The following is a 23,018-nucleotide window of genomic DNA, read 5'->3' as shown; positions in this document are numbered from 1 at the left end:
CGTTTGCGTAAAAGAGTATAATTTGCTTAATTTTTTATTCTAAAGGAATTTTTAACCATGCAAATTAGCTTAAAAAAAATCTATTCGGGAAAAGTACGTGATCTTTATGAAATTGATGATAAACGTATGTTGATGGTCGCCACCGACCGTTTATCCGCATTTGATGTGATCTTAGACGATCCGATTCCTCGTAAAGGCGAAATCCTTACCCAAATTTCTAATTTCTGGTTCCAAAAATTAGCACACATTATGCCGAATCATTTCACCGGCGATTCCGTTTTTGATGTTTTACCGAAAGAAGAAGCGGAAGCTATTCAGCACCGTGCCGTGGTTTGTAAACGCTTAACTCCGGTAAAAATCGAATCGATTGTGCGCGGTTATTTAACCGGCTCAGGTTTAAAAGACTATAACCAAACCGGCACGATTTGCGGCTTAAAATTACCGGAAGGTTTGGTAGAAGCCAGCAAATTACCACAACCGATTTTCACCCCGTCAAGCAAAGCGGAAGTGGGTGATCACGATATTAATATTTCATACGAAGAATGCGAACGCCAAATCGGTGCGGAATTAGCGGCAAAAGTGCGTGATGCAGCGATTGCACTTTATACTGAAGCAGCAGAATATGCACTCACTAAAGGCATTATTATTTGCGATACCAAATTTGAATTCGGTTTAGATGAGAACGGCACACTAACTTTAATGGATGAAGTGCTAACCCCTGACTCAAGCCGTTTTTGGTCGGTAGAGACTTATCAAGAAGGCACAAATCCGCCGTCATTCGACAAACAATTTGTGCGTGACTGGTTGGAAAACAGCGGCTGGAATAAACAAGCTCCGGCACCGAAAGTACCGGCGGACGTAATTGAAAAAACCGTGGCGAAATACCAAGAAGCGTTAGATTTATTAACCAAATAATTCTCGCTTTTCCCTAAAAGCAAGCGGTCGGATTCTGCAAATTTTCTGCAAATTCCGACCGCTTGTCGTTTATCAATTACTTCACGATGATCACTTTGCGACAGGCTCGAGCGTTAATGCTAAATCTTCGCTAATGACTTTGAATAATAAGTCGATATTCGGGTGTTTACCGGCATTTTGTTTTGCGTCTTCCACATGTTCGGCAAACCATTCAATACCTTGTTGTGCCGCTGAAGCGGTTAATTTCCCATCGAATTTTTCCGCTAAGGCGTTGTAAAGTTTAAGTGAACCCAATTTGCCTTCTACTGCCGGAATATGATGAATCACTTCCCCTTGTGCGTTACGCACATTTAAACCGGCAAGATGATCAACCGCTGAAAAGGTTGCTAAATAGTCTTTAAATTGCATATTGTTTCCTTATGATTATGATAAAAAAGAGCTGAAATTATCAGCTCTTTTGATAGGTTTTGTAAATTAGAATTTGTAGGTTAAGTTCGCTGTAACTTTACGTCCTTCTCCGTAATAACAATAGAAACTACAACTTGCTAAGTATTTCTTATTAAACAGATTATCCACATTAACTTGTGCCACCCAGTTTTTCGCAAATTCATATTTAGCCGATAAATCTGCAAGTGTGTAGTGACCTATTTTATAACCTTTATAGTATTGTTCATCAGTAGTTGAGCCTACATAGCGTATACCTGCACCAACAGTTAAACCATTTAGCACATTATCAGCAAAACGGTAATTTAATTTTGCCGCATAAGCATGTCGAGGAATCAGTGCCGAACGGATACTTTGCGAAACGGAGAGATCCGTTTTTGCTTTTGTATAGGTATAAGCGAATTGACCGGATAAGTTATCCGTAAATCCTAAATTTGCTTGAAGTTCTACGCCATGGCTTTTTTGTTTACCCGCTTGAACCGAAATATTGCTTGGATCTGCAATCAATGTATTCTTCTCCTCAAGATCAAACCATGCTAAAGAGAATGTGCCATTGATAAAACTTGGTAAATATTTAAAACCGACTTCGTACTGTTTGCCTTCAAATGGTTTATAAGCACGTCCATAGTCATCATTACCCGACACTGCTCGGAATGATTCCGAATAATTTGCGTAAGGTGCTAAACCATTATCAAATTGATACATTAAACCGGTTGAATAACTATTATGACTTACGTTGTAACCGGTGATTGCGCCATTTGATTCTGAATTTGCACGTACATCGTCATGGCGAGCAGACACATTCCATAACCAATTTTTATAACGTAATTGATTCTGTGCGTATAAACCTAGCTGAATAGTTTTGAGATTATAAGATTTCCCTATTGGGTTATAAGGTGTTTGTCCATAAATAGGGTTGAACATATTGATGGAATTAACCGTCTGACCGAACCCCTCATTGATCCCTTTGGTTTCTGAGTGTTGATAATCTACGCCAACTGTTGTTGTGTTATCAAATTCACCTATGTTCCAATTCTTACTGATCCGATTATCAAATGTATGATTATTGGTATGACCGACTGTATAAGCATAGCCACGAGAAGCATTTGCGACTTGATCGGAACTCCATGCAAAAGTATTGTACTGATCAATATTCAGACGGCTAAAACGATAATTCTGAGTAAATTGCCAACCTTCTGAAAATTTATTCGTATACTCATACCCTAAAGAATATTGGCTACGATCCGTATAATCTTGGCTAGGCTCTCCCAAATTCACACCATGCGAAATTGTGCCGTTTGGAGTTGGAATTAATGACCCGTAAGCCGGTAAAAACGGATTAACCGGCACTCCGACATCTTTTTGTACACTCGCTAATAACGTTAATGCTGCCGTATTGGAAATATCCCAAGTTAGGCTAGGTGCAAAATAATAACTTTCTAACCATGTTCCATTTAACTGTCCATGGCGTTTATTATAATCTCCGACTACTCGATAACGTAGATTGTCCGCGAACTGGTTGCTCACATCAAAACTTACTCCACGCTCATCTTTATTACCGCCCGTCAGTTTTATTTCGCCTTTAGGTTCCTTGCTTGGTCGTTTACTGACTAAATTCACTAAACCGCCTGTTTCCACAGCACCATAAGTAAAAGAATCTGCACCTTTTACTACTTCAATACTTTCTAAACCGTAAGTATTTGGTAACCATACAAAGAAACCATTTTTCCCTAATGCGGTACCGTCTAACGTCATAGAAGCATCAAAACCACGAATCTTAAACCAATCCGTATCATTATCTCCACCATAAGGCTCTGTCACAATACCTGCTTCATAGCGTAAAGCCTGATCCACTTTTTGTGCATTTTCATCTGCAATTTGTGCATCATTAATCACATTAACCGATTTAGGTGTCATATATTCCACCTTACCTGCTTTAGAAACAGAGCCGACCACCGACACCTCATCCAATACAGCGGTTTCTTGCGCGATTACCGGTGAGATAGCTAAGGCAACTGCCGAAGCGACTGTTGAATAGAAAAACGTTTTTTTCATTTTATTCACCCTAAAGTGTTGTTAAGAATTTTTTAAATTGTGAAGGCTAAACTCTTCTTAGCATTAATAAGAAATAAGTTCCACCAACTAATGTGGCGACTAAACCCGCCGGAATTTCATACGGAAACAATAACTGCCTGCCGAGCCAGTCGGCAAGTGACATAATTAATCCGCCCAAACAAGCTGAAATCAAAATCTGTTGCGGAGCTTTTTTTACCCCTAAAAAACGTACCATTTGCGGCACCAGTAAACCGATAAAACTTAACGGACCGATAACCAATGTCGCTAGTGCAGTTAATAACGCACTAAATAAAATTAAACACCAACGAGCTTGTTTTAGATTTAGGCCAAGCGATTGTGCCATCGGTGCTTGTAACGCCAGTAGAGCAAGCCAACGACTGAAAATCAAACTTGCAAAAAGCAACGTAAAACTGACCGCTAGCAAACCGATAGCCATTTCATGACTTACATTTTGGGTCGAACCTGATGTCCAGGCAATCAACTGATTGGCTCGAGGGTCACCGCTGGCAATCGCTAAACGTTGCAACGTATCAAATAATGCCGATAAGCTGATACCGGTCAGCAACACTTTTTCCGGCAACATACCACTACGCTGATTGATTGCAGTTAATACCAATAATGCAGCACAAGCACCGAGAATTCCTGCCAACCAAAACCATTCGGTTTGTTGCACACCAAACAGAAACAAAGCGGCTAAAATGCCCATTGACGTGCCGGAAGACACCCCCAATAATTCGGGGCTTGCCATCGGGTTTAACGTTAAACGCTGTAAAATCACACCGGCGACCGACAATAAAATCCCGACCGCTATCGCCACCATTAAACGAGGGAGGCGCAATGCAATCAACTCGCTTTGTTGCGTCCATTGCCAGCCGTTGATACCCTTGCCGACAAATAACGCTAAGCAAATTGCCAATGCTAAACCACCCAGTATCAACGCAAGAACAAGCGGTCTAAATTGACGAATTTTTTGCAAATCCGTCTGCTGTAAACGTCCGGTATGCGGTAAAGCACTAAACATCAGCCAAAGCAACAACGGCGTACCTAATAATGCGACCACCGCACCGGTCGGTAAATGAATCCCGCTAAAAAAGGCAAATAACTGTAACAGCAAATCCGTATTCGCTAACAATAACGCACCTAACCCAAAAGCGGAAAACAGCTGATGACTAAAACGGCGAATATGCAGTTGGCGAACAATAGTTGCCGAAGCCAAGCCGATAAAACCTAACATACCGACTTTCGCCACCACGACCGCAATTAAAAATGCCGCAATCAATACGCCAATAACCCGCAATTTTGCGACCGGTACGCCTAAACTCTGTGCATTCGCATCATTTAACGCCAAAATAGTGAGCGGACGAATAAATAAAGCGATAAATAACAAAGCCGGTATGGTTTGAACCATCAATAATAAGGAATCCCGCCAACTTTCTTGCACTAAAGAACCGGCACCCCATTGTGCCAAACCTCGAGATTCTTCCGGATAAAACAGCATCATTAATGCGGAAAACGAACCGAAATACAGATTTACCACTAAGCCGGCAAGGATCAGCAATAAGGGTGACATTGTTTTTCTCATCGCCAAACTCAGCACTAAAATCAGGCTGAGTGCCGCACCGATTAATGCGACCGCACTTGAGCCGTATTCCAACCAATCCGGTAAAAAAATCGCGGTTAAAAATAAGGTGAATTGCGCACCGCTACTAATGCCAAGCGTATTATCCGATGCCAACGGATTCGCCATCACTTGCTGTAATAATAAGCTCGCTAAACCTAAAATTCCGCCGGCAAGTAATGCCATCACAATACGCGGTAGGCTATAACTTTGGATCAGCAATAATTCCAGATTGTCGCTAGGCAAAAATAGCGAAACTAGCCCGCTTCCATTTGGCAGTTGTAGCATTAATACGGTCAGCAGCAGTCCGAAAAATAATACGGTTAATCCGCTGAATAAGAATTTGCTCGCTTTTACCATTGTTCGCCTCCGTGCAATAATCCGTTAGCAAACATTTCGGCAAAGCGTTGGGCGGAGGGAATGCCGCCGAATGTCCACACCGCCGGTAAAATTAACGGATCTTTCGCCATGGCTAAACGTTGCCATAAGGTGTTGTAGCGCAAAGCGGAACCGATATTCGCCGGATACGGTTTTACCACCACTAAACGGCTATTCGGCGCAAGTTTGGCTAACTGAGTGACATCAATCGTTTCAAAGCCCCAGGCATTTTGCGAACCGTTCCACGCATTATGAAAACCGAGTTGTGACAATACTGCACCAAACGGGCTGTTTGCGGCATAAATGCGTAAATGGCGTGTATCAATAAACTGTACCAAGGCAATCGGTCGCTCCAAATAAGGCTGAACAAGCGGTCGAATTTCACCCATTTTTTGCAAATAGTTAGCCATGAGCTGCTCAAATTCCGTTTGTTTATCAGCAATAAACGCGACTTTACGGCTGGCATTCACAATATTTTGCCAAGCATCGCCTTCCGTATAAAAATCGACTAATGTCACAGTGGAAAACGGCTCGAGCGTAGCGGTGGCTTGGGCATAAAAACTGCTATTAATAAAATGCAAATCGTGATCACCCTGTTTTAAGGCAAGAATCTGTTCCGGATTCGGCTGCATTCGCACACCGAGATCTAAAGTGTCATTCGGTAACGCCGGTTCACTGACCCACTGCTGATAACTTTTTACATCACCGACCGCCACCGGTTTCTCGCCTAAAGCGATTAACGTTTCGGCAACCGTCCAATCCAAGGTCGCAAAAGATTTTGCCTTCACCCCGCAAGACATTGCAAAAAAAAGCCCAAAAATGACCGCTAATGTTTTAACCACGGAGAAACACGGAAGCTCACGGAAAATACGATAAATATTTTCTGTGTTTTTCTGTGTGTTCCGTGGTAAAAAAATAAGTCGTTTCATCAATAAAAACTCACCGGTCTTTTGGTTTCAGGGTGTTCGATCACATTCAGATCAATACCGTAAATTTGTTTTAATTTCGGGCTGTTTACAATCTCAAACGCATCACCCTGCGCTAATAATTTGCCGCTATGCAACGCCACCAACTGATCACAATAACGTGCCGCCAAATTAATATCGTGAATCACAATAATCACACCTAAATTCAGCTCGTGCGCCAATTTTTTGACCAATTCCATCACTTCTACTTGGTGAGCAATATCTAAGGCGGCAAGCGGTTCGTCCAACAATAAGAATTTACTTTGTTGCGCCAATAACATCGCCAGCCAAATGCGAGAACGCTCACCGCCGGAAAGCGTATCCACCAACTGCTCGGCAAACTGCTCGGTATGGGTTAAGGCTAAAGCTCGTTCGATAGCTTCATGATCTTTTTGTTTATTGGAACCGAATAAACCATTCCACGCATAACGCCCCATGGCGATAAGCTCTCTGGCGGTCAGATTGGTAGCTTGCGGAAGATGTTGCGGAAGATAAGCGACTTGTTTGGCAAATTCTCGTGATGACCATTGGTTAAGTTCTTTCTGATTAAATAGAATTTTACCTGCCGATACTTGTTCTTGTTTTGCCAATAATTTAATGAATGTAGATTTACCCGAGCCATTGTGTCCGATTAACCCGTACACTTTACCTTGTTCGAATTGCAAAGAAATCGAATGGAGTAAAGTACGGCTAGGAATAGCAAAAGTCGCATTTTCAATTAAAAACACAATAGCTCCGAATAAATAAAAGGAAGCTATTCTAATTAAAAATTATTAGCATTTAAATAAGTTTCTCCGGTTCTTTTTGACTTTTTTCAAGATCTCGCCATTTTCAGCTCATAAGCGGGCAAATTTATAAAAAATTTTACAATTTTAACATCAAGTTATAGCAACTCATTTAAGTTATCTATATAATCCTGCGCTTTTGCAATATACACATTTTTTATTCAATTACGACTCGAGGTTTTCAATGTCAAATCATAACGCTTTAACAGCTAATCCGGGCCCACTAGGTTTATGCGGTTTCGCCTTAACCACTTGGTTACTTAGCTTAATCAATAACGGTACCTTCGGTGGCGAAAACGTAGGCTTAGTGCTTGCAATGGGATTTGCTTTCGGCGGTACGGCACAAATGATTGCAGGTATGTTCGAATTTTCAAAAGGTAATACGTTCGGTTTTACCGCATTTACTAGCTACGGCGCATTTTGGTGGTCATTCGCATTATTCAAAGTGTTTTTCGCTGAAGGCGTAACCGCACCGTTTATCGGTTGGTATTTAGTGGCTTGGGGTACGTTCACGCTAATGATGTTTATCGGTACGTTAGCAAAAGCTCGCGCATTACAGGCAATCTTCTTAGCATTAACCGTCACTTTCTACTTATTAGCGGCAGGTGATTTCACCGGCGATCACTCACTGACTCATATCGGCGGTAACTTCGGTTTATTAACCGCATTATTAGCGTTCTACTTAGCGGCGGCGGAAATCATTAATGAGAGCTTCGGTCGTACGGTATTACCAATCGGTGCGCCGAAACAATAAAATATGTTTATCTCGATAAGGACGCTACGGCGTCCTTATTTTTTGCCGATTTTTCAGAAAATCAGACCGCTTGTTTTGAGATCCAGCTCACATTTTTCACAATTCATTAACATTTTTGTATAAAAAACATTGCAAATTTGAGTGTTAGGCATATTATCGAATATATAGATGAGTTTATATCCTATAATCAATAAGGAGCTATGCAATGAAAGATCTTAATGTTTTTGATAAAAATTACGGCTTATTAATCAATGGCGAATGGACTCAAGGTAGCGGTAACGATTTACTTCCTTCTTATAATCCGGCAAACGGCGAAGTCTTAGCGCATTTTGTCGATGCAACCGATGCGGATGTGGATGCGGCGGTAAAAGCGGCGCAAGAAGCATTTAAATCTTGGCGTAAAACAACGGTAGCGGAACGTGCGGCGATTTTAAATAAAATTGCCGATATAATTGACGAAAACAGCGAATTATTCGCTTTACAAGAAACCTTAGACAACGGTAAACCGATTCGTGAAACCAGAGCGGCGGATATTCCGTTGGCTTCCGATCACTTCCGTTATTTCGCCAGTGCGATTCGTGCCGGCGAAGGCAGCTTAAATCAAATCAATCAAGAAGAACTCTCGCTCGTATTACGTGAGCCGATCGGTGTAGTCGGACAAATTATTCCGTGGAACTTCCCGTTCTTAATGGCGGCGTGGAAAATCGCACCGGCATTGGCGGCAGGTTGTACCGTAGTAATCCACCCTTCCAGCACCACTTCGTTAAGCTTATTGTCTTTTGCACAAAAAATTAATCATTTACTCCCGAAAGGCGTACTAAACGTAATTACCGGTAAAGGTTCAAAATCCGGCGAATATATGTTACATCACAAAGGCTTCAATAAATTAGCCTTTACCGGTTCAACTGAAATCGGTCGTCATATTGCGATTTCCGCCGCGGAATTACTCATTCCGGCAACCTTAGAATTAGGCGGTAAATCGGCTAATATTTTCTTTGACGATATGCCGTTTGATAAAGCGTTGGAAGGTGCGCAAAAAGGTATTTTATTCAACCAAGGACAAGTATGTTGCGCCGGTTCTCGTATCTTCGTACAAGAAGGGATTTACGACAAATTTGTGGCGGCACTCGCCGAAGAATTTAAGAAAGTCAAAGTCGGTTTACCATGGGAAGACGATACGCAAATGGGTGCGCAGGTCAATGCGGGACAACTTAACACTATCTTAAAATATGTGAAAATCGGTGAAGAAGAAGGTTGTCGTATTATTACCGGCGGTAGAAAAGTCTTGGCGGATAACCTTGCTTGCGGTGAATTCGTCGAACCTACCTTAATCGAGTCTAAAGATAATACTAGCCGTGTTGCACAAGAAGAAATCTTCGGACCGGTGGCAACCGTGATTAAATTCAAAACCGAAGAAGACGTTATCCGTATGGCAAACGATTCGGAATACGGCTTAGGCGGTGGTGTTTGGACCAAAGACATCAACCGTGCGTTACGTGTTTCACAAGCGATCGAAACCGGTCGTGTCTGGGTAAACTGCTATAATATTTTACCGGCGGGCGCACCGTTCGGCGGTTATAAATCTTCCGGTATCGGACGTGAAACCCACCAAATGATGTTGGATGCTTACACCCAAGTGAAAAATATCTACATCAGTACTCGTGAAGAACGTGAAGGTATGTACTAATTTTTAACTCAATCTCCTTGAGCCAGCGGTCTAATTTTCCTACTTTTTTGCAAAATTTAGCGGAAATTAGACCGCTTTTTATATCGTTTTCTTATAACGAAACGCCTTTTGTTCTTTACTCTCACCATCAGACAAGGTAATCTCTGCCGAATTATACTTTTTATAATTTTAATCCTACTTGGAGAACCTATGAAATTAGTCAATTTAACTAAAGTAAGCGCGGCCGTATTAGCGGTACTGGCTTTAGCCGCTTGCGACGATAAAAACACTGATGCTAAAACTGCAGCAAAACCGGCTGCCGAAAAAACTTTCGTGAACTGCGTGAGCCGTTCTCCGCAATATTTCAGCCCGGCACTGGCAATGGACGGCATTTCGTACAATGCAAGTTCTCAACAAGTTTATAACCGTTTAGTCGAATTTAAACGCGGTTCGACCGAAATTGAGCCGGCGTTAGCCGAATCTTGGGATATTTCCGAAGACGGCTTAACTTACACTTTCCATTTACGTAAAGGGGTAAAATTCCACTCAAACAAAGAATTTACTCCAAGCCGTGATTTTAATGCGGATGACGTAGTCTTTTCATTTAACCGTCAGTTAGATCCGAATCATCCTTATCATACGGTATCAAAAGCGACCTATCCGTACTTTAAAGCAATGAAATTCCCGACTTTATTAAAAGCGGTAGAGAAAGTGGACGATCATACGGTGAAATTTACCCTAACCAAACGTGATGCAACCTTCGTTTCAAGTTTAGGTATGGACTTCACTTCGATCTATTCTGCGGAATATGCGGATGCGATGTTAAAAGCGGGTAAACCGGAAACCATCGACACCACACCGATTGGTACCGGTCCGTTCGCCTTTACCGGTTACGTTTTAGATCAGGCAAGCCGCTATGTTGCGCATAAAGATTATTGGAAAGGTAAAGCGGATTTCGACCGTTTAATTTTTGAAATCGTACCGGATGCAACCGCTCGTTATGCAAAATTACAAGCAGGTCAATGCGATTTAATCGACTTCCCGAATGCGACCGATATTGAAAAAATGAAAACCGATCCGAAAGTGCAATTGCTTTCACAACCGGGTTTAAATATCGCTTATGTGGCATTTAACACCGAAAAAGCACCGTTTGATAATGTGAAAGTACGCCAAGCGTTAAATCTTGCGGTCGATAAAAAAGCGATTATTGACGTGGTTTACCAAGGTGCCGGTATTGCGGCGAAAAACCCGTTACCGCCAACCATTTGGGGCTACAACGACAGCTTACCTGAATCGGAATTCAATATCGAAAAAGCGAAGCAATTACTCGCGGAAGCAGGCTATCCGAACGGTTTCGAAACCGAACTTTGGGTACAGCCGGTGGTGCGTGCTTCAAATCCGAACCCGCGCCGTATGTCTGAAATTATTCAGGCTGACTGGGAAAAAATCGGGGTAAAAGCAAAATTAGTGACTTATGAATGGGGCGATTATATTAAACGCTCAAAAGCAGGCGAATTCACTGCCGGTACTTACGGTTGGTCTGGCGATAACGGTGATCCGGATAACTTCTTATCACCATTATTCGGTTCAGCAAACGTTGGCAACAGTAACTATGCTCGTTTTAACAGCCCTGAGTTAGATGCGTTATTAGACAAAGCACTCGGCTTATCAGATAAAGCAGAACGTACTAAACTCTACGAACAGGCACAAGTATTGTTAAGAGAACGAGCTCCGTGGATTAACGTGGCACACTCAATTAACTTTGCGCCGACTAGTAAACGTGTACAAGACTACAAACAAAGTCCGTTCGGTTACACTTATTTGTACGGTACAAAACTTGCTGACTAAAAATCTTCGATTAATTTAGTCAAATCAACAAAAAATGGTGAGAAATCTCACCATTTTTTATCTCTGCAGCCTTATGGCGATAACCTTTCTTTATGCCACTTTCCTTCAACAAGGCGATAACAAATGCGATCGTGCAAACGACTTGGTCTGCCCTGCCAAAATTCAATGCGTTCCGGTAATACGATATAACCGCCCCAATGTGGTGGGCGAGGCACTTGTAACGGGTGTTTCGCCGCAATCAATGCCGCCTTTGCCACCAACTCGCTTTTACTGGCTAACACTTGACTCTGATTACTTGCCCAAGCTCCGACTCGGCTGGTATAAGGACGGCTGGCAAAATAGCGATCCGATTCCTCAGCTGAAATTTTCTCAATCTGTCCTTCAATCCGTACCGAACGTTCTAACTCCGCCCAAAAAAAGGTTAATGCCGCATAAGGATTTTGCTCAATCGCTTGCCCCTTACGGCTTTGATAATTGGTAAAAAACACAAAGCCGTTTGGATTCACTTCTTTTAATAACACAATTCGGCTGGTCGGTTTACCGTCAAGTACGGTCGCTACATTCATTGCGGTCGGTTCATTAACTTGAGTAAAAATAGCCTCTTGCAACCATTGTTCGAATTGTTGAATCGGATCCGCATGACAATGTGCTTGGGACAGTTCTTGTTTACTATAATCTTCTCGAATGTTGTGTAGATCCATTTTCCCTCCTTGTATAAGGCAGAAAGCAAAAGCGGTTAAATTTCCGCAAAATCTTGCAAAAATTTAACCGCTTGTGATTACGCAGATGTTGTCGCTTCCGAAGCCGGTTTACGACGTTTACCGATATTTTTGGTGTCTTTATGACGCACTTTTACTTTGGCTTTTGCCGCTTCTTTTTTCGCCTCTTTGCGTTTTTTAATACGTGCTTTTTCTTTTTTGGTCGTAGTATTCAACTCACCGTCTTTCGGTGCTTTGGTACGAGGTTCTAAACCTTCAATCACTCTTGCTTTTAACGGCTCTTCGGTATAGCGTTTGATTTTACCTAACAGCTTGTAATCATGAGCTTCCACCAATGATATCGCCGAGCCTTTTTTACCGGCACGAGCGGTACGACCGATACGGTGTAAATAAGTATCCGCACTGTACGGTAAGTCGAAGTTAATCACATAATCGACATCATCAATATCAATACCACGCGCGGCAACATCTGTCGCGACCAATACGTTCACCACACCGTCTTTTAAACGGGCGATCGCTTGGTTACGCTGAGTTTGCGCCATATCGCCTTCTAAATAAGTCGAACGTAAGCCACGTTTACGTAACGTATCGCTTAACTCGCGTACATCTTCACGACGACGAACAAAGACGATTGTTTTTTCCATTTCCATCGTAGCAATTAAACGGGCAAGCAATTTAGTTTTGTGTTCCACATTGTCCGCATGGTAATACCATTGTTGGATTTTTTTACGCTCACGGCGGCTTGGTTCCGCATCAATTTTTAACGGGTTATCCAAAATACGGTCGGTAAAATCAACTAACAACTCGCCTTCCAGCGTTGCCGAGAATAACCACGTATGCTTACGCCAACGGGTTTCCGCCGCAATTTTTTCCGCATCTTGCCCAAAGCCCATTTGTAACATCCGATCCGCCTCATCAAAGATCAAAATCTCCACCGCACGGCAGTCAAAATTTTCTTCTTTGATATATTGCATTAAACGTCCCGGTGTCGCGACCACGATATCTTGGTTGCTGTTAAACACTTCGCCGTGATTTTGATACGCCACACCGCCGGTAATCGTCGCAATACTGAGTTTGGTAAATTCGGCAAAAGCTTGCGCTTCTTCCGACACTTGCATCGCAAGTTCACGGGTTGGGGTTAAAATTAAAATGCGTGGTGCGCCCGGTTTACGGCGTGGGTAATCTAACAAATGTTGAATCGCCGGTAATAAAAATGCGGCGGTTTTGCCGGTGCCGGTCGGTGCCGAACCAAGTAAATCACGTCCGTCAAGTGCGTGCGGAATAGTTTCCGCTTGTACGGCGGTCGGGCGTTTATAACCTTTTTTATTGAGTGCTTTTAACAGTTGAGGGGCTAAATCTAGTTCCTCAAAGGTCATTAATGGGGTTTCAGTGGTCATTATGTTTAATGTTCCTAATTATTTATAAATACAATGCCATCACAACGGCATTTTCTCTTGCGCCACTCGGTGTCGGATAATAGTTTTTACGAATAGTGACTTCATTAAAACCGAGTGCGTCATATAATTTTTGTGCGGCGAGATTGGATTCTCGCACTTCCAGCCAAAGCGTTAAGATACCTTGTTCACGCAGTCTTTCAATTAAGGCGGATAATAAGCGTTTGCCGTAGCCTTTTGCTTGAAAATTCGGATCAACCGCAATGTTAAATAAAGTCGCTTCGTCCAATACGGTTTGGCAAATAGCAAAAGCCACAATTTGATTTTGCTCGGTCAGCTTGAGATTTAAGTATTTATCGCCTTGATTATTAAGTAACGTGCCTTTGCTCCAAGGTACAAGGTGTGCGGCTTGCTCAATCTCAAACAAGCGGTCAAAATCCGATTCATTAATGATTTCAATCATGATTATCCTCAAAATGCTGACAAAATGCCGCCATTTGTTGCCAAAGTTGGCGTTTAGTCGCTACACGAGTTAATTCTTGCCACGAGCTATGTTGCCAAGCGGTCTGATTTGCAAATTTTTTTGCAATTTCAACCGCTTGCTCTTCCGTTTGGATTAGCCAAAAAATAGGATGATGATCAAAAGCTAAACGCTGGGCTTGTTCCGCATCCAACCATTGATATTGGTTAGGCTGCAACTGCAAGGTACATAAGATATCCGAAAACAGACCGCTAGTTTGATGATTATCTTCACATACCACAACCAGTTTCACCGCTTTATCCAAGCGAATTTGCGCATCGCCCTTTAATACTTGCGGTTTTGTCAGCACCCATTGAGGAATATTCATCTCATTTAATAGCAAATCTCGCCGATTCATCTCATACCTCGCAAAAACAAGTAGGGAATAGTATCAAAAGTCGGTAAAATGCGGAAATGTTTTTATGATTAAGCCCCGTAATATACGGAAATAAAAGGATAGTTATGCTCTCTCTTGAAAGTGAAGTATTAAGCCGTCATTTGCCTTTGTTTGCCAATAAATCGATTTTACTTTTTGGTGATGTTCGAGATCGTTTTGCCGATCAAATAAAAGCGAATGCAAAAAGCGTTGCCGTTTTTAGCAGTTATTTCGATTATGCACGCCAATATGCCGATGTGAGCTTCGGTTTAGATTGCGAAATTAAAGCCGAATTAGCCGTCTTTTACTGGACTAAAAACAAACAAGAATGTCAATATCAATTACTACAATGGCTTTCGCAAGCTGATGTAGGACAAGACATGTTGATTATCGGTGAAAACCGTGCCGGTGTACGTTCGGTGGAAAAATTACTTGAGCCTTACGGTAATATTGCCAAAATTGATTCCGCTCGCCGCTGCGGTTTATACCATTTTGAGTTGCAAAGCGTACCGGAATTTGATGGCAAAAAATTCTGGAAATCTTACCGCTTGCAAGAGCTTAATATCTTCGCTTTACCGGCGGTATTCAGTTCGGCAGAGTTAGACGGCGGCACACAACTATTACTATCTACTTTTAATAAGGCAGACCGCTTGAAAGGCAAAGTATTAGATCTTGGTTGTGGAGCCGGTGTGATTGGGGCAAGCCTCAAACATCAATTTGAAAAAATTAAATTAACCATGTCCGATATTCACGCAATGGCATTGGAATCTTCTCGCCGTACGCTTGCGGAAAATGCGTTGGAAGGAACGGTTGTGGCAAGTGATGTTTTTTCACATATTGAAGAGCGATTCGATTTAATTGTTTCAAATCCGCCGTTTCACGATGGCATTGATACCGCTTATCGTGCGGTAGAAGATTTAATTGCTCAAGCAAAACAGCGTTTAAATCGAGGTGGGGAATTACGTATTGTGGCGAATGCTTTCTTACCTTATCCGGATTTATTGGATAAAGCTTTCGGCTCACATAAAATGATTGCTAAGTCCAATAAATTTAAGGTGTATTCGGCAAGGGCATAACATTTTCTAAAAAAAGACGGTCGGAAGCTCCTTTTCAACCGTCTTTTACAACAACCTAACACATATACTTCCAATCACTTAAAGCGTGATTAGAAGCGTTTCCGTGCGGTTAATTCATTACGCTTATCGCCATACTATTATCAAATATCTAAATAGTGATAGATTTAATAATATATGGGAGTAAATTCTACTTTTACTCAAATACTTCTCATAACATTTCTAAAAAAACTGACGTTTACACTTCAATAATTTATAGATGTCATTAGGCTAATAATAAGTAAAAAGTAAAGAATTCAAAAACATTATAATAATTTAAATGATCTTTGCAACACTGGTTAGACAAGCTCATATAGCAATACGATAAATAAAACATAAATATTTGTTTGCCATACCAATTAAATAAGCTAATAAAACTTACACCGGCTAAACATTTACCGCATAATTAATCATTTATAAATCACAATAAATAACTAAAACTCCAAAAATATAAGCATCTTTAAAGAAATACTTCTTATATCTTTTATTTAAAACTTAAGCTCTTGCTAACGTCCAAACTTGAATTTCTTTGGCTCCTTGTTTTAATAATTCGCTACAAATAGCATTTAATGTTGAGCCTGTCGTCACCACATCATCAATAATTGCAATGCGTTGATAAGGAAATATAGGCTGATAACGAAAAGCATCTTTTAAATTATGACGACGCTGAACAGCCCTTAATTCTCGTTGCGAGCAAGTATTATGTACCCGTTTTAAACTTTGAGTATCGATAGGAATATTTAACCATTTCGCTAAATAAATCGCTAATAATTCCGCTTGATTAAAACCTCGTTTCCAATATCTCAGCCAATAAAGCGGAACCGGTAAAATCACTTCGGGTAATATTAATCCGTGTTCACGTTGCGCATTTTTAATTGCCAATAACAGTAAACGAGCAAGCGGACGATCTAACCAATATTGTCCTTGAAATTTAAACTGATGAATCCACTTCGTCATCGGCATACTATAACGTGAAGCCAATACCATACGATGCCATTTAGGTTCATTTTTTAAACATTCGCCGCAATGGTGATGATTATCGACTAATAACGCCCCGCAACAACCGCAATAAGGTGTTATTTCCAACCGATTAAAACAACGACTACAAATACCATGCCGTGCAATCCGTAATCTTTGATGACATTCGATACAACGAAAATCCCAATTATTCATTTTTTTCTCCTTAATAAAACGCTTTATGTTTTATCAAATTTATTGAAGAAAAATCGGAGAATTTTTGCGATACGGATCGGAAAAAAGTACAATTCTGTTGAAAATAAGGAGATAAGAAATGAATAAACCCAAACAACCCATCAAGATAGTATTTTTTGATATTGATGAAACCCTTTATATCAAAGCGAAAGCTCATATTCCCGAATCAATTACCAAGGAAGTATTACCACGTTTAAAAGAAAAAGGCATTATTACTGCAATTGCCACCGGACGAAATTTCGGTAGTTTACCGAAAGCATTAAAACCGTTAATTGACAATCGCTATTTTGAATTATTCGTCACTATTAACGGTCAATATAATTTTTATAAAGATCAGCTTATCAGCCAATATGCCTTAACCGCTTTACAACTTGAAAGATGTATTGAAAAACTCACCGCTCTCGGCATTGTTTATGCTTTTGTCAGTAAAGATCAAATTGCCGTTTCAGAAGATAATGCTATCGTAAATGAAGCACTTAGCCCGATTAAGGCCGATTATATTGTTGATCCCAAATATTATTTAACCGATACCACCGTGCAACTATTGGCTTTCTATCCCGAATCACGGGATCAAGAAATTGCAGAAAGCGGTATTTTTGCGGATGACTTAAAAGTATGCCGCTGGCATCCTATGGGCGTTGATATTCTTAGAAAAGAAAATTCGAAAGCGCGCGGTATAGAAGACGTGATCAAATACTTCGGCTTAAGTATTGAAAATACGATGGCATTCGGTGACGGTTTCAATGATTTAGAAATGTTTTATACCGTAGGCTTTAGTGTAGCAATGGGCAATGCGGAAGAAGCACTAAAAGCACGTGCGCATTATGTAACAAAAAATATCGAACAAGACGGTATTCTGCATGCTCTCGAACAACTTGAAATCATTTAATTTTTATTCGGCTATCTTTAAGATAGCTTTTTTTCATATTTTTGTTTTTATAAGAATCATTCTCATATATAATGCTTTCATTTTTATTTACATAATTTACTATTAAGATACAAAAATGAAATTTAAATTATTTATCACTACATTCACAGGCTTAGTTACATTACCGGTCATTGCTGAAGATCTTCCTCAGAAAATTTCCGACCGCTTGGACGACCAACGTGTACAAGCCGAAGTGACGACACCACGTGCTATTGAGAAACCGATTCATCAATCTCAAGTTGCTAAGCCGACCAAAACGAGTAAACAAATCTCAATGACAAAAGAGGAATTGATTCAACGACCGGATTTACTGTCAAACGCACTTAACCTTGCGTTATTGCAGGGCAATGCCGAAACCGTCGCCTTTCTATTCCCGCTTTACCGACAAATACCGATACAATATCAAGATCCCGGTTTTATCAAATGGTCAAAAGCGATCATCGCCCGTCATTACGGCAATTATAGTGACGCTATTCATCATTATCGTGAAATACTTGCGATGTACTCGGAAGCAACCGCTGCACGTTTACAACTCGCCGTTTCGCTTTTTGAAAATAACGAATTGGAAGCGGCGGAAGACCAATTTGAAAAAGTCCGTTCCGATAATGTTCCCGATGAAATTAAATTACTTGTCGATAAATATATTGCTGCTATCGCTCAGCGAGATAGATGGACGTTTTCCGGCGGAATGACTTATCTTAATGATCCGAATATCAATAATGCGCCGAAAGAAGGGACTACCTACGGTAACTGGACGGCACCTAAGTCTGAATCGGCACAGGGGTTCGGCTTTAATTTTAATATCGGCAAGAAATGGTCTTGGGGTAACGGTTTCTATAATGAATTACGTTTGGATGCAAATGGTAAATATTATTGGAACAATAAAAAATATAACGAAGTTAGCGGGCGAGGCAGTTTAGGTTTAGGCTATCAAAACGCCCGTTATGACGTTACTCTTTTACCGTTTATGGAACAAACCTTATATGCCGGCGGTTCGAAAAATAATGAATCGGTTAAACGCTTTTCCAAAGCCGGCGGCGCAACCCTTGAAACCAGCTATTGGCTTTCCCCCCAATGGCAATGGAATACCAACTACGAATATGCCGAAGTCCGCTACATGGATCGTAAACATTTAAACGGTAATTATCACTTTGTTTCAACCGGTTTAACTTATCTTGCCAATGCCAAACAATATTGGTTCGGTAATGTAAATTACAATCGTACTGCGACACGCGATAAAGACGATAGCTATGTACGTCGAGGTATCAGTTTAGGCTGGGGACAAGAATGGGGATTCGGACTTTCCACCCGCATATCGCTTAGCTATGCGCAAAAGAACTATAAAGCCCCAATCCCTATTTTCGGCGTTACACAGCGCAATAAAGAATATGGTATCAACACCAGTATTTGGCATAGAGCCGTTCACTATTGGGGAATCACGCCTCGCTTAACCTATAGCTTCAATAAAGTAAAAAGTAGCCATGTATTTTACAGCTATGATAAACATCGAGTCTTTATTGAATTTAGTAAACGCTTCTAACCTTTTTACAAATTACGCTTAAAAACAGACCGCTTGTAGGGGATACAAGCGGTTTATTTTTTACAAGCTCCTTACATTCTTACAATAAAACAACACCTTCAAAAAGTAAATATGGGTAAATAAAAAGAATAAAAATTCAAGGTAAAAATTATATATTATAGAATATAAGTATTTTGTCTAAGATAAATACCTAAGGAAAAATTTATATGAAATTTACTAAGAATAGCCTTGCATTGGCTATTTTATTTGGAATACCTACAATTTCTACAGTCACTTCAACTGTAGCTGTGGCTCAATCTATAACAACTGTATCAACAGAAACTGAATTAGAAAATGCATTAGCTAACTCTATTACAGGACAAGAAATCACTCTTAATGGCAACATCACTCTAAAACCGAGGATTCTAAATGGAAAAGAAGCTCCATGGGAAATAGGTAATGTAACTATTGATGGTAATGGTCATGATCTAACTATTCGTGGTGCTGGTCTATCTATCAAAAACACAACAACACTCAAAAATATGAATTTGAGTTTATTAGCTGATGCTAGTTACCTTACACAACACGGTACACAATATATTTATCTTAATGGAAATAGCTTAACACTCCATGATGTTAAAACAGTTATTGGTAGGGATAATACTCGTCTAGCAACTGTTGTAATGGGTAATGGTACAGATACTTCCGGTGATGCAAATAACGCTATTCTAAATTTAACTGGGTTTACGACGTTAAAAGAAATTATTGGTGGTAATACTAACAATACAGAAAAAAGTACCCCTTCCACAATTAATATTAATGAAGATTCTCATGTAAATACCGTCACATTTGGTAAAGAAAATAATAAGGTAACAGGAGTTATTACAGTAAATAGCCAAAGTAACCACGTTAATACATTTCAAGGAGGAACATCAACTAATAGCCATTTAACCTTAACAAAAGCAAATGAAGCAAATATTACAAATATCCACAATGTTACTATTGCGCAAGGAGCTAATATCTCGACAGGAAATATCAATAATATAGAAAATTTAATACTAAAAAATGGAGCAAAAATTAATTCTACCCAAGCTAAAGATAAAATTACAATTAATAATATTGCTGCCTTGGGTAATAATGCATTAAGTTTTTCTAGTGACAATCAAGTATCATTACAAAATGGTATTACTGGAAATCTAGATATTACAGTAGCTGTTAAACCCAATAACCCACTCGAGGAAAATATAGAGTATGTTACTGTTGGTAATAAACAATATGAAAATATTACAGTAAGTACCCAAGGGGTAGGGATAAAACTAACATTTAAAGATCAATCATTCCAATATATTGCTCCTGTACGGCTCGTATCTAAACCATCTGTTTCTTTCATTAACGATTTAAATCAAGATGGTAAATTAACGAATGATGAATACCAAAATGGAAAACTTATTGCTAAGATCTCATTCGATAATTTCACTCAAGATGAATTAATAGAAGAAGATGAGATTGAACTTATTATTAAAATTAATGGTAAAGAAGTTCACAAAATCACAAAAGCTTTAACGTGGGATGATATTGATAATGGTTTTATTAATATTGATGAAATTATAACTTCAACTGAAACTATAGAAGTTGAAGCAAAAGTAAAAGATCCTTTCACAAATAAAGAATCGCCAGTATCACTAACATCAATTACTATTGATAATACTAAAGCGGAAGAAGAGCGTAAACGTCAAGAAGCTGAACAAGCGGCAGCTAAAGCGGAAGAAGAACGTAGACGTCAAGAAGCTGAACAAGCGGCGGCTAAAGCGGAAGAAGAACGTAAACGTCAAGAAGCCGAACAAGCGGCGGCTAAAGCGGAAGAAGAACGTAAACGTCAAGAAGCTGAACAAGCTGCTAAAGCGGAGGAAGAACGTAAACGTCAAGAAGCCGAACAAGCGGCAGCTAAAGCGGAAGAAGAACGTAAACGTCAAGAAGCCGAACAAGCGGCAGCTAAAGCGGAAGAAGAACGTAAACGTCAAGAAGCCGAACAAGCGGCGGCTAAAGCGGAAGAAGAACGTAAACGTCAAGAAGCTGAACAAGCTGCTAAAGCGGAGGAAGAACGTAAACGTCAAGAAGCCGAACAAGCGGCAGCTAAAGCGGAAGAAGAACGTAAACGTCAAGAAGCCGAACAAGCGGCAGCTAAAGCGGAAGAAGAACGTAAACGTCAAGAAGCCGAACAAGCGGCGGCTAAAGCGGAGGAAGAGCGTAAACGTCAAGAAGCTGAACAAGTTGCTAAAGCGGAAGAAGAACGTAAACGTCAAGAAGCCGAACAAGCGGCAGCTAAAGCGGAAGAAGAACGTAAACGTCAAGAAGCCGAACAAGCGGCAGCTAAAGCGGAAGAAGAGCGTAAACGTCAAGAAGCTGAACAAGCCGCTAAAGCGGAAGAAGAGCGTAAACGTCAAGAAGCTGAGCAAACCGCTAAAGCGGAAGAAGAGCGTAAACGTCAAGAAGCTGAACAAGCCGCTAAAGCGGAAGAAGAACGTAAACACCAAGAAGCCGAAGCCTCTAAAGCGGAAGAAGAGCGTAAAAGTCAAGAAGCTGAGCAAACCGCTAAAGCGGAAGAAGAGCGTAAACGTCAAGAAGCTGAACAAGCCGCTAAAGCGGAAGAAGAGCGTAAAAGTCAAGAAGCTGAGCAAACCGCTAAAGCGGAAGAAGAGCGTAAACGTCAAGAAGCTGAACAAGCCGCTAAAGCGGAAGAAGAACGTAAACACCAAGAAGCCGAAGCCTCTAAAGCGGAAGAAGAGCGCAAACACCAAGAAGCCGAACAATCAATAGTTAATAAAGCTGAGGAAGATCCTTTATATAAAGCTCAAGAGTTATTAAATCGCTTAGAAGCTAAACGTATTGCAAATATTGCAACATCAAATCTTTCAGCTCAAGCCCATTCTGTAATAACAGTCGGAGCCGATATTACCCAAGCAATAATCGAAAAATTCCCTGAAAACGGTAATAACTATCGCGTTTGGTCAAAAAATACGGTAGCAAATAGCAAGCATTATGCAAACTTCCATAAAGGCTATGAGAGTGATAGCTTACGTACTCAATTAGGGATTAGCAGCTTGATTAATGAACGTACACAAGTAGGTTTGATACTAAATGATATTCGCAATGATAATGATTTAGCAGATCAAGTTACAAGCAAAAATAAATTCTTAATGAGTTCCGTATTTATCAAATATCAAACTCAGACAGGAAACTTTGCTGTAATTGATGTTGGCTTCGGTCGTATTAAAAATGAAGTTAAAGCAGCTGAGGAAGAAGTCAGTTTCCGTCGTAACGTATGGCATACAGGCTTAACTTTCGGTAAAGAGTTTGAATGGAAACAAGTGGAAATTACACCAAAAGTAGGTATTCGTTATAGCCGATTAGGATCAGCGAATTATCAACTTGAAAGTAGCCATGTACAAGAAAAAGCGGTAGGATTTGTTAGCTATCTTGCAGGAGTAGATGCAGGCTATCGCTTTAACTTGTCAGAACACTACAGCTTGAAACCTTTCGTTTCTGCGGAACATTGGTGGAATGAAGGTAATGGAGATGTAAAAGTAAACGGTTATAACTTTAATTTTAATGCAAGTAACCAATATCATTACCTTGCCGGCTTAGAGTTTAGTTATAAAAACTTTACACTTAAAGCATCGGCAGGAATTACTAACGGCTCACAAATGGCGAAACAAAATCTAGCAAGATTACATTTAAGCTACGATTTCTAATCTCATCCCTGTCTAACTCAAAACAAAAACGGATATC

General features: G+C 40.4%; 18 protein-coding genes. 8 read left to right on the top strand and 10 right to left on the bottom strand.

Translation table 11 applies throughout. From position 1 onward, the window contains the following. Nucleotides 1-57 precede the first annotated feature (57 nt). On the top strand, nt 58-915 hold the full coding sequence (locus tag NYR63_RS11110; protein WP_279457560.1) for a phosphoribosylaminoimidazolesuccinocarboxamide synthase: 858 nt from the start codon (nt 58-60) through the stop codon (nt 913-915). A 90-nt stretch (nt 916-1,005) separates the two neighbouring features. Here NYR63_RS11110 and NYR63_RS11105 read toward each other — a convergent pair whose 3' ends face one another. The 5 genes from NYR63_RS11105 to NYR63_RS11085 all read right to left on the bottom strand — a co-directional run bounded on the left by NYR63_RS11105 (nt 1,006) and on the right by NYR63_RS11085 (nt 7,124). Then, complete coding sequence (locus NYR63_RS11105; protein WP_005616383.1) at nt 1,006-1,323, bottom strand: DUF2322 family protein; 318 nt, start codon at nt 1,321-1,323, stop codon at nt 1,006-1,008. 66 nt (nt 1,324-1,389) lie between these two features. Continuing rightward, the gene (locus tag NYR63_RS11100; protein WP_279457559.1) at nt 1,390-3,414 is read right to left on the bottom strand and encodes a TonB-dependent siderophore receptor; all 2,025 of its coding nucleotides are present in this window, start codon (nt 3,412-3,414) and stop codon (nt 1,390-1,392) included. A 46-nt stretch (nt 3,415-3,460) separates the two neighbouring features. Continuing rightward, nucleotides 3,461-5,413 carry a Fe(3+)-hydroxamate ABC transporter permease FhuB gene (fhuB, locus tag NYR63_RS11095; RefSeq protein ID WP_279457558.1) on the bottom strand — a complete coding sequence of 651 codons (1,953 nt, stop codon included), beginning with the start codon at nt 5,411-5,413 and terminating at the stop codon, nt 3,461-3,463. Continuing rightward, nucleotides 5,407-6,360 (bottom strand): iron-siderophore ABC transporter substrate-binding protein, encoded by a 954-nt coding sequence (locus NYR63_RS11090; protein ID WP_279457557.1) that lies wholly within the window; start codon nt 6,358-6,360, stop codon nt 5,407-5,409. Before NYR63_RS11090 ends, fhuB begins: the two co-directional genes overlap by 7 nt. Next, nucleotides 6,360-7,124 (bottom strand): ABC transporter ATP-binding protein, encoded by a 765-nt coding sequence (locus NYR63_RS11085; RefSeq protein ID WP_005606134.1) that lies wholly within the window; start codon nt 7,122-7,124, stop codon nt 6,360-6,362. The genes NYR63_RS11090 and NYR63_RS11085 overlap by 1 nt, the downstream gene beginning before the upstream one ends. A gap of 241 nt (nt 7,125-7,365) precedes the next feature. Between NYR63_RS11085 and NYR63_RS11080 the strand changes: the two genes are divergently transcribed. From NYR63_RS11080 to NYR63_RS11070, 3 genes are all read left to right on the top strand, one after another. Then, nucleotides 7,366-7,935, top strand: a complete 570-nt coding sequence (locus tag NYR63_RS11080) for an acetate uptake transporter (protein WP_279457556.1) — start codon at nt 7,366-7,368, stop codon at nt 7,933-7,935. A gap of 205 nt (nt 7,936-8,140) precedes the next feature. Next, the gene (locus NYR63_RS11075; protein ID WP_279457555.1) at nt 8,141-9,622 is read left to right on the top strand and encodes an aldehyde dehydrogenase family protein; all 1,482 of its coding nucleotides are present in this window, start codon (nt 8,141-8,143) and stop codon (nt 9,620-9,622) included. A gap of 189 nt (nt 9,623-9,811) precedes the next feature. Beyond that, nucleotides 9,812-11,449, top strand: a complete 1,638-nt coding sequence (locus NYR63_RS11070) for an ABC transporter substrate-binding protein (protein ID WP_279457554.1) — start codon at nt 9,812-9,814, stop codon at nt 11,447-11,449. Between the two features lie 71 nt (nt 11,450-11,520). Here the strand turns inward: NYR63_RS11070 and pdxH are convergent, their stop codons facing one another. From pdxH to NYR63_RS11050, 4 genes are all read right to left on the bottom strand, one after another. Further along, nucleotides 11,521-12,150: a pyridoxamine 5'-phosphate oxidase gene (gene pdxH / locus NYR63_RS11065; protein WP_279457553.1), complete on the bottom strand. Its 630-nt coding sequence runs from the start codon at nt 12,148-12,150 to the stop codon at nt 11,521-11,523. Between the two features lie 77 nt (nt 12,151-12,227). Continuing rightward, a complete protein-coding gene (gene srmB, locus NYR63_RS11060; protein WP_279457552.1) occupies nt 12,228-13,565 on the bottom strand; it encodes an ATP-dependent RNA helicase SrmB in 1,338 nt (445 codons plus the stop codon). Between the two features lie 22 nt (nt 13,566-13,587). After that, entirely contained in the window at nt 13,588-14,025 is a 438-nt protein-coding gene (rimI, locus tag NYR63_RS11055; protein ID WP_279457551.1) for a ribosomal protein S18-alanine N-acetyltransferase, read from the bottom strand. Then, entirely contained in the window at nt 14,018-14,440 is a 423-nt protein-coding gene (locus tag NYR63_RS11050; RefSeq protein WP_279457550.1) for a DNA polymerase III subunit psi, read from the bottom strand. The genes rimI and NYR63_RS11050 overlap by 8 nt, the downstream gene beginning before the upstream one ends. Nucleotides 14,441-14,544: 104 nt before the next feature. Between NYR63_RS11050 and rsmC the strand changes: the two genes are divergently transcribed. Further along, on the top strand, nt 14,545-15,534 hold the full coding sequence (rsmC, locus tag NYR63_RS11045; RefSeq protein WP_279457549.1) for a 16S rRNA (guanine(1207)-N(2))-methyltransferase RsmC: 990 nt from the start codon (nt 14,545-14,547) through the stop codon (nt 15,532-15,534). A gap of 531 nt (nt 15,535-16,065) precedes the next feature. Here the strand turns inward: rsmC and NYR63_RS11040 are convergent. Beyond that, nucleotides 16,066-16,743, bottom strand: a complete 678-nt coding sequence (locus NYR63_RS11040; RefSeq protein ID WP_279457548.1) for a phosphoribosyltransferase family protein — start codon at nt 16,741-16,743, stop codon at nt 16,066-16,068. A 118-nt stretch (nt 16,744-16,861) separates the two neighbouring features. Between NYR63_RS11040 and NYR63_RS11035 the strand changes: the two genes are divergently transcribed. The 3 genes from NYR63_RS11035 to NYR63_RS11025 all read left to right on the top strand — a co-directional run bounded on the left by NYR63_RS11035 (nt 16,862) and on the right by NYR63_RS11025 (nt 22,981). Beyond that, on the top strand, nt 16,862-17,671 hold the full coding sequence (locus tag NYR63_RS11035; protein WP_279457547.1) for a Cof-type HAD-IIB family hydrolase: 810 nt from the start codon (nt 16,862-16,864) through the stop codon (nt 17,669-17,671). A gap of 115 nt (nt 17,672-17,786) precedes the next feature. Then, nucleotides 17,787-19,250 carry a surface lipoprotein assembly modifier gene (locus NYR63_RS11030; RefSeq protein ID WP_279457546.1) on the top strand — a complete coding sequence of 488 codons (1,464 nt, stop codon included), beginning with the start codon at nt 17,787-17,789 and terminating at the stop codon, nt 19,248-19,250. A 206-nt stretch (nt 19,251-19,456) separates the two neighbouring features. Then, complete coding sequence (locus NYR63_RS11025) at nt 19,457-22,981, top strand: autotransporter outer membrane beta-barrel domain-containing protein (protein ID WP_279457545.1); 3,525 nt, start codon at nt 19,457-19,459, stop codon at nt 22,979-22,981. Nucleotides 22,982-23,018: the final 37 nt, after the last annotated feature.

Origin of the sequence: Actinobacillus genomosp. 1 (genome assembly GCF_029774175.1) — a bacterium.
Lineage (GTDB): Bacteria > Pseudomonadota > Gammaproteobacteria > Enterobacterales > Pasteurellaceae > Actinobacillus.
Note: the sequence above shows the minus strand (reverse complement) of the source record. Positions and strands in the feature narration are given on the sequence as shown.

Bases quoted from the DNA above. Each gene is read 5' to 3' on its own strand.
- NYR63_RS11110 (WP_279457560.1), top strand. From the start codon at position 58: ATGCAAATTAGCTTAAAAAAAATCTATTCGGGAAAAGTACGTGATCTT.
- NYR63_RS11105 (WP_005616383.1), bottom strand. From the start codon at position 1,323: ATGCAATTTAAAGACTATTTAGCAACCTTTTCAGCGGTTGATCATCTT.
- NYR63_RS11100 (WP_279457559.1), bottom strand. From the start codon at position 3,414: ATGAAAAAAACGTTTTTCTATTCAACAGTCGCTTCGGCAGTTGCCTTA.
- fhuB (WP_279457558.1), bottom strand. From the start codon at position 5,413: ATGGTAAAAGCGAGCAAATTCTTATTCAGCGGATTAACCGTATTATTT.
- NYR63_RS11090 (WP_279457557.1), bottom strand. From the start codon at position 6,360: ATGAAACGACTTATTTTTTTACCACGGAACACACAGAAAAACACAGAA.
- NYR63_RS11080 (WP_279457556.1), top strand. From the start codon at position 7,366: ATGTCAAATCATAACGCTTTAACAGCTAATCCGGGCCCACTAGGTTTA.
- NYR63_RS11075 (WP_279457555.1), top strand. From the start codon at position 8,141: ATGAAAGATCTTAATGTTTTTGATAAAAATTACGGCTTATTAATCAAT.
- NYR63_RS11070 (WP_279457554.1), top strand. From the start codon at position 9,812: ATGAAATTAGTCAATTTAACTAAAGTAAGCGCGGCCGTATTAGCGGTA.
- pdxH (WP_279457553.1), bottom strand. From the start codon at position 12,150: ATGGATCTACACAACATTCGAGAAGATTATAGTAAACAAGAACTGTCC.
- srmB (WP_279457552.1), bottom strand. From the start codon at position 13,565: ATGACCACTGAAACCCCATTAATGACCTTTGAGGAACTAGATTTAGCC.
- rimI (WP_279457551.1), bottom strand. From the start codon at position 14,025: ATGATTGAAATCATTAATGAATCGGATTTTGACCGCTTGTTTGAGATT.
- NYR63_RS11050 (WP_279457550.1), bottom strand. From the start codon at position 14,440: ATGAATCGGCGAGATTTGCTATTAAATGAGATGAATATTCCTCAATGG.
- rsmC (WP_279457549.1), top strand. From the start codon at position 14,545: ATGCTCTCTCTTGAAAGTGAAGTATTAAGCCGTCATTTGCCTTTGTTT.
- NYR63_RS11040 (WP_279457548.1), bottom strand. From the start codon at position 16,743: ATGAATAATTGGGATTTTCGTTGTATCGAATGTCATCAAAGATTACGG.
- NYR63_RS11035 (WP_279457547.1), top strand. From the start codon at position 16,862: ATGAATAAACCCAAACAACCCATCAAGATAGTATTTTTTGATATTGAT.
- NYR63_RS11030 (WP_279457546.1), top strand. From the start codon at position 17,787: ATGAAATTTAAATTATTTATCACTACATTCACAGGCTTAGTTACATTA.
- NYR63_RS11025 (WP_279457545.1), top strand. From the start codon at position 19,457: ATGAAATTTACTAAGAATAGCCTTGCATTGGCTATTTTATTTGGAATA.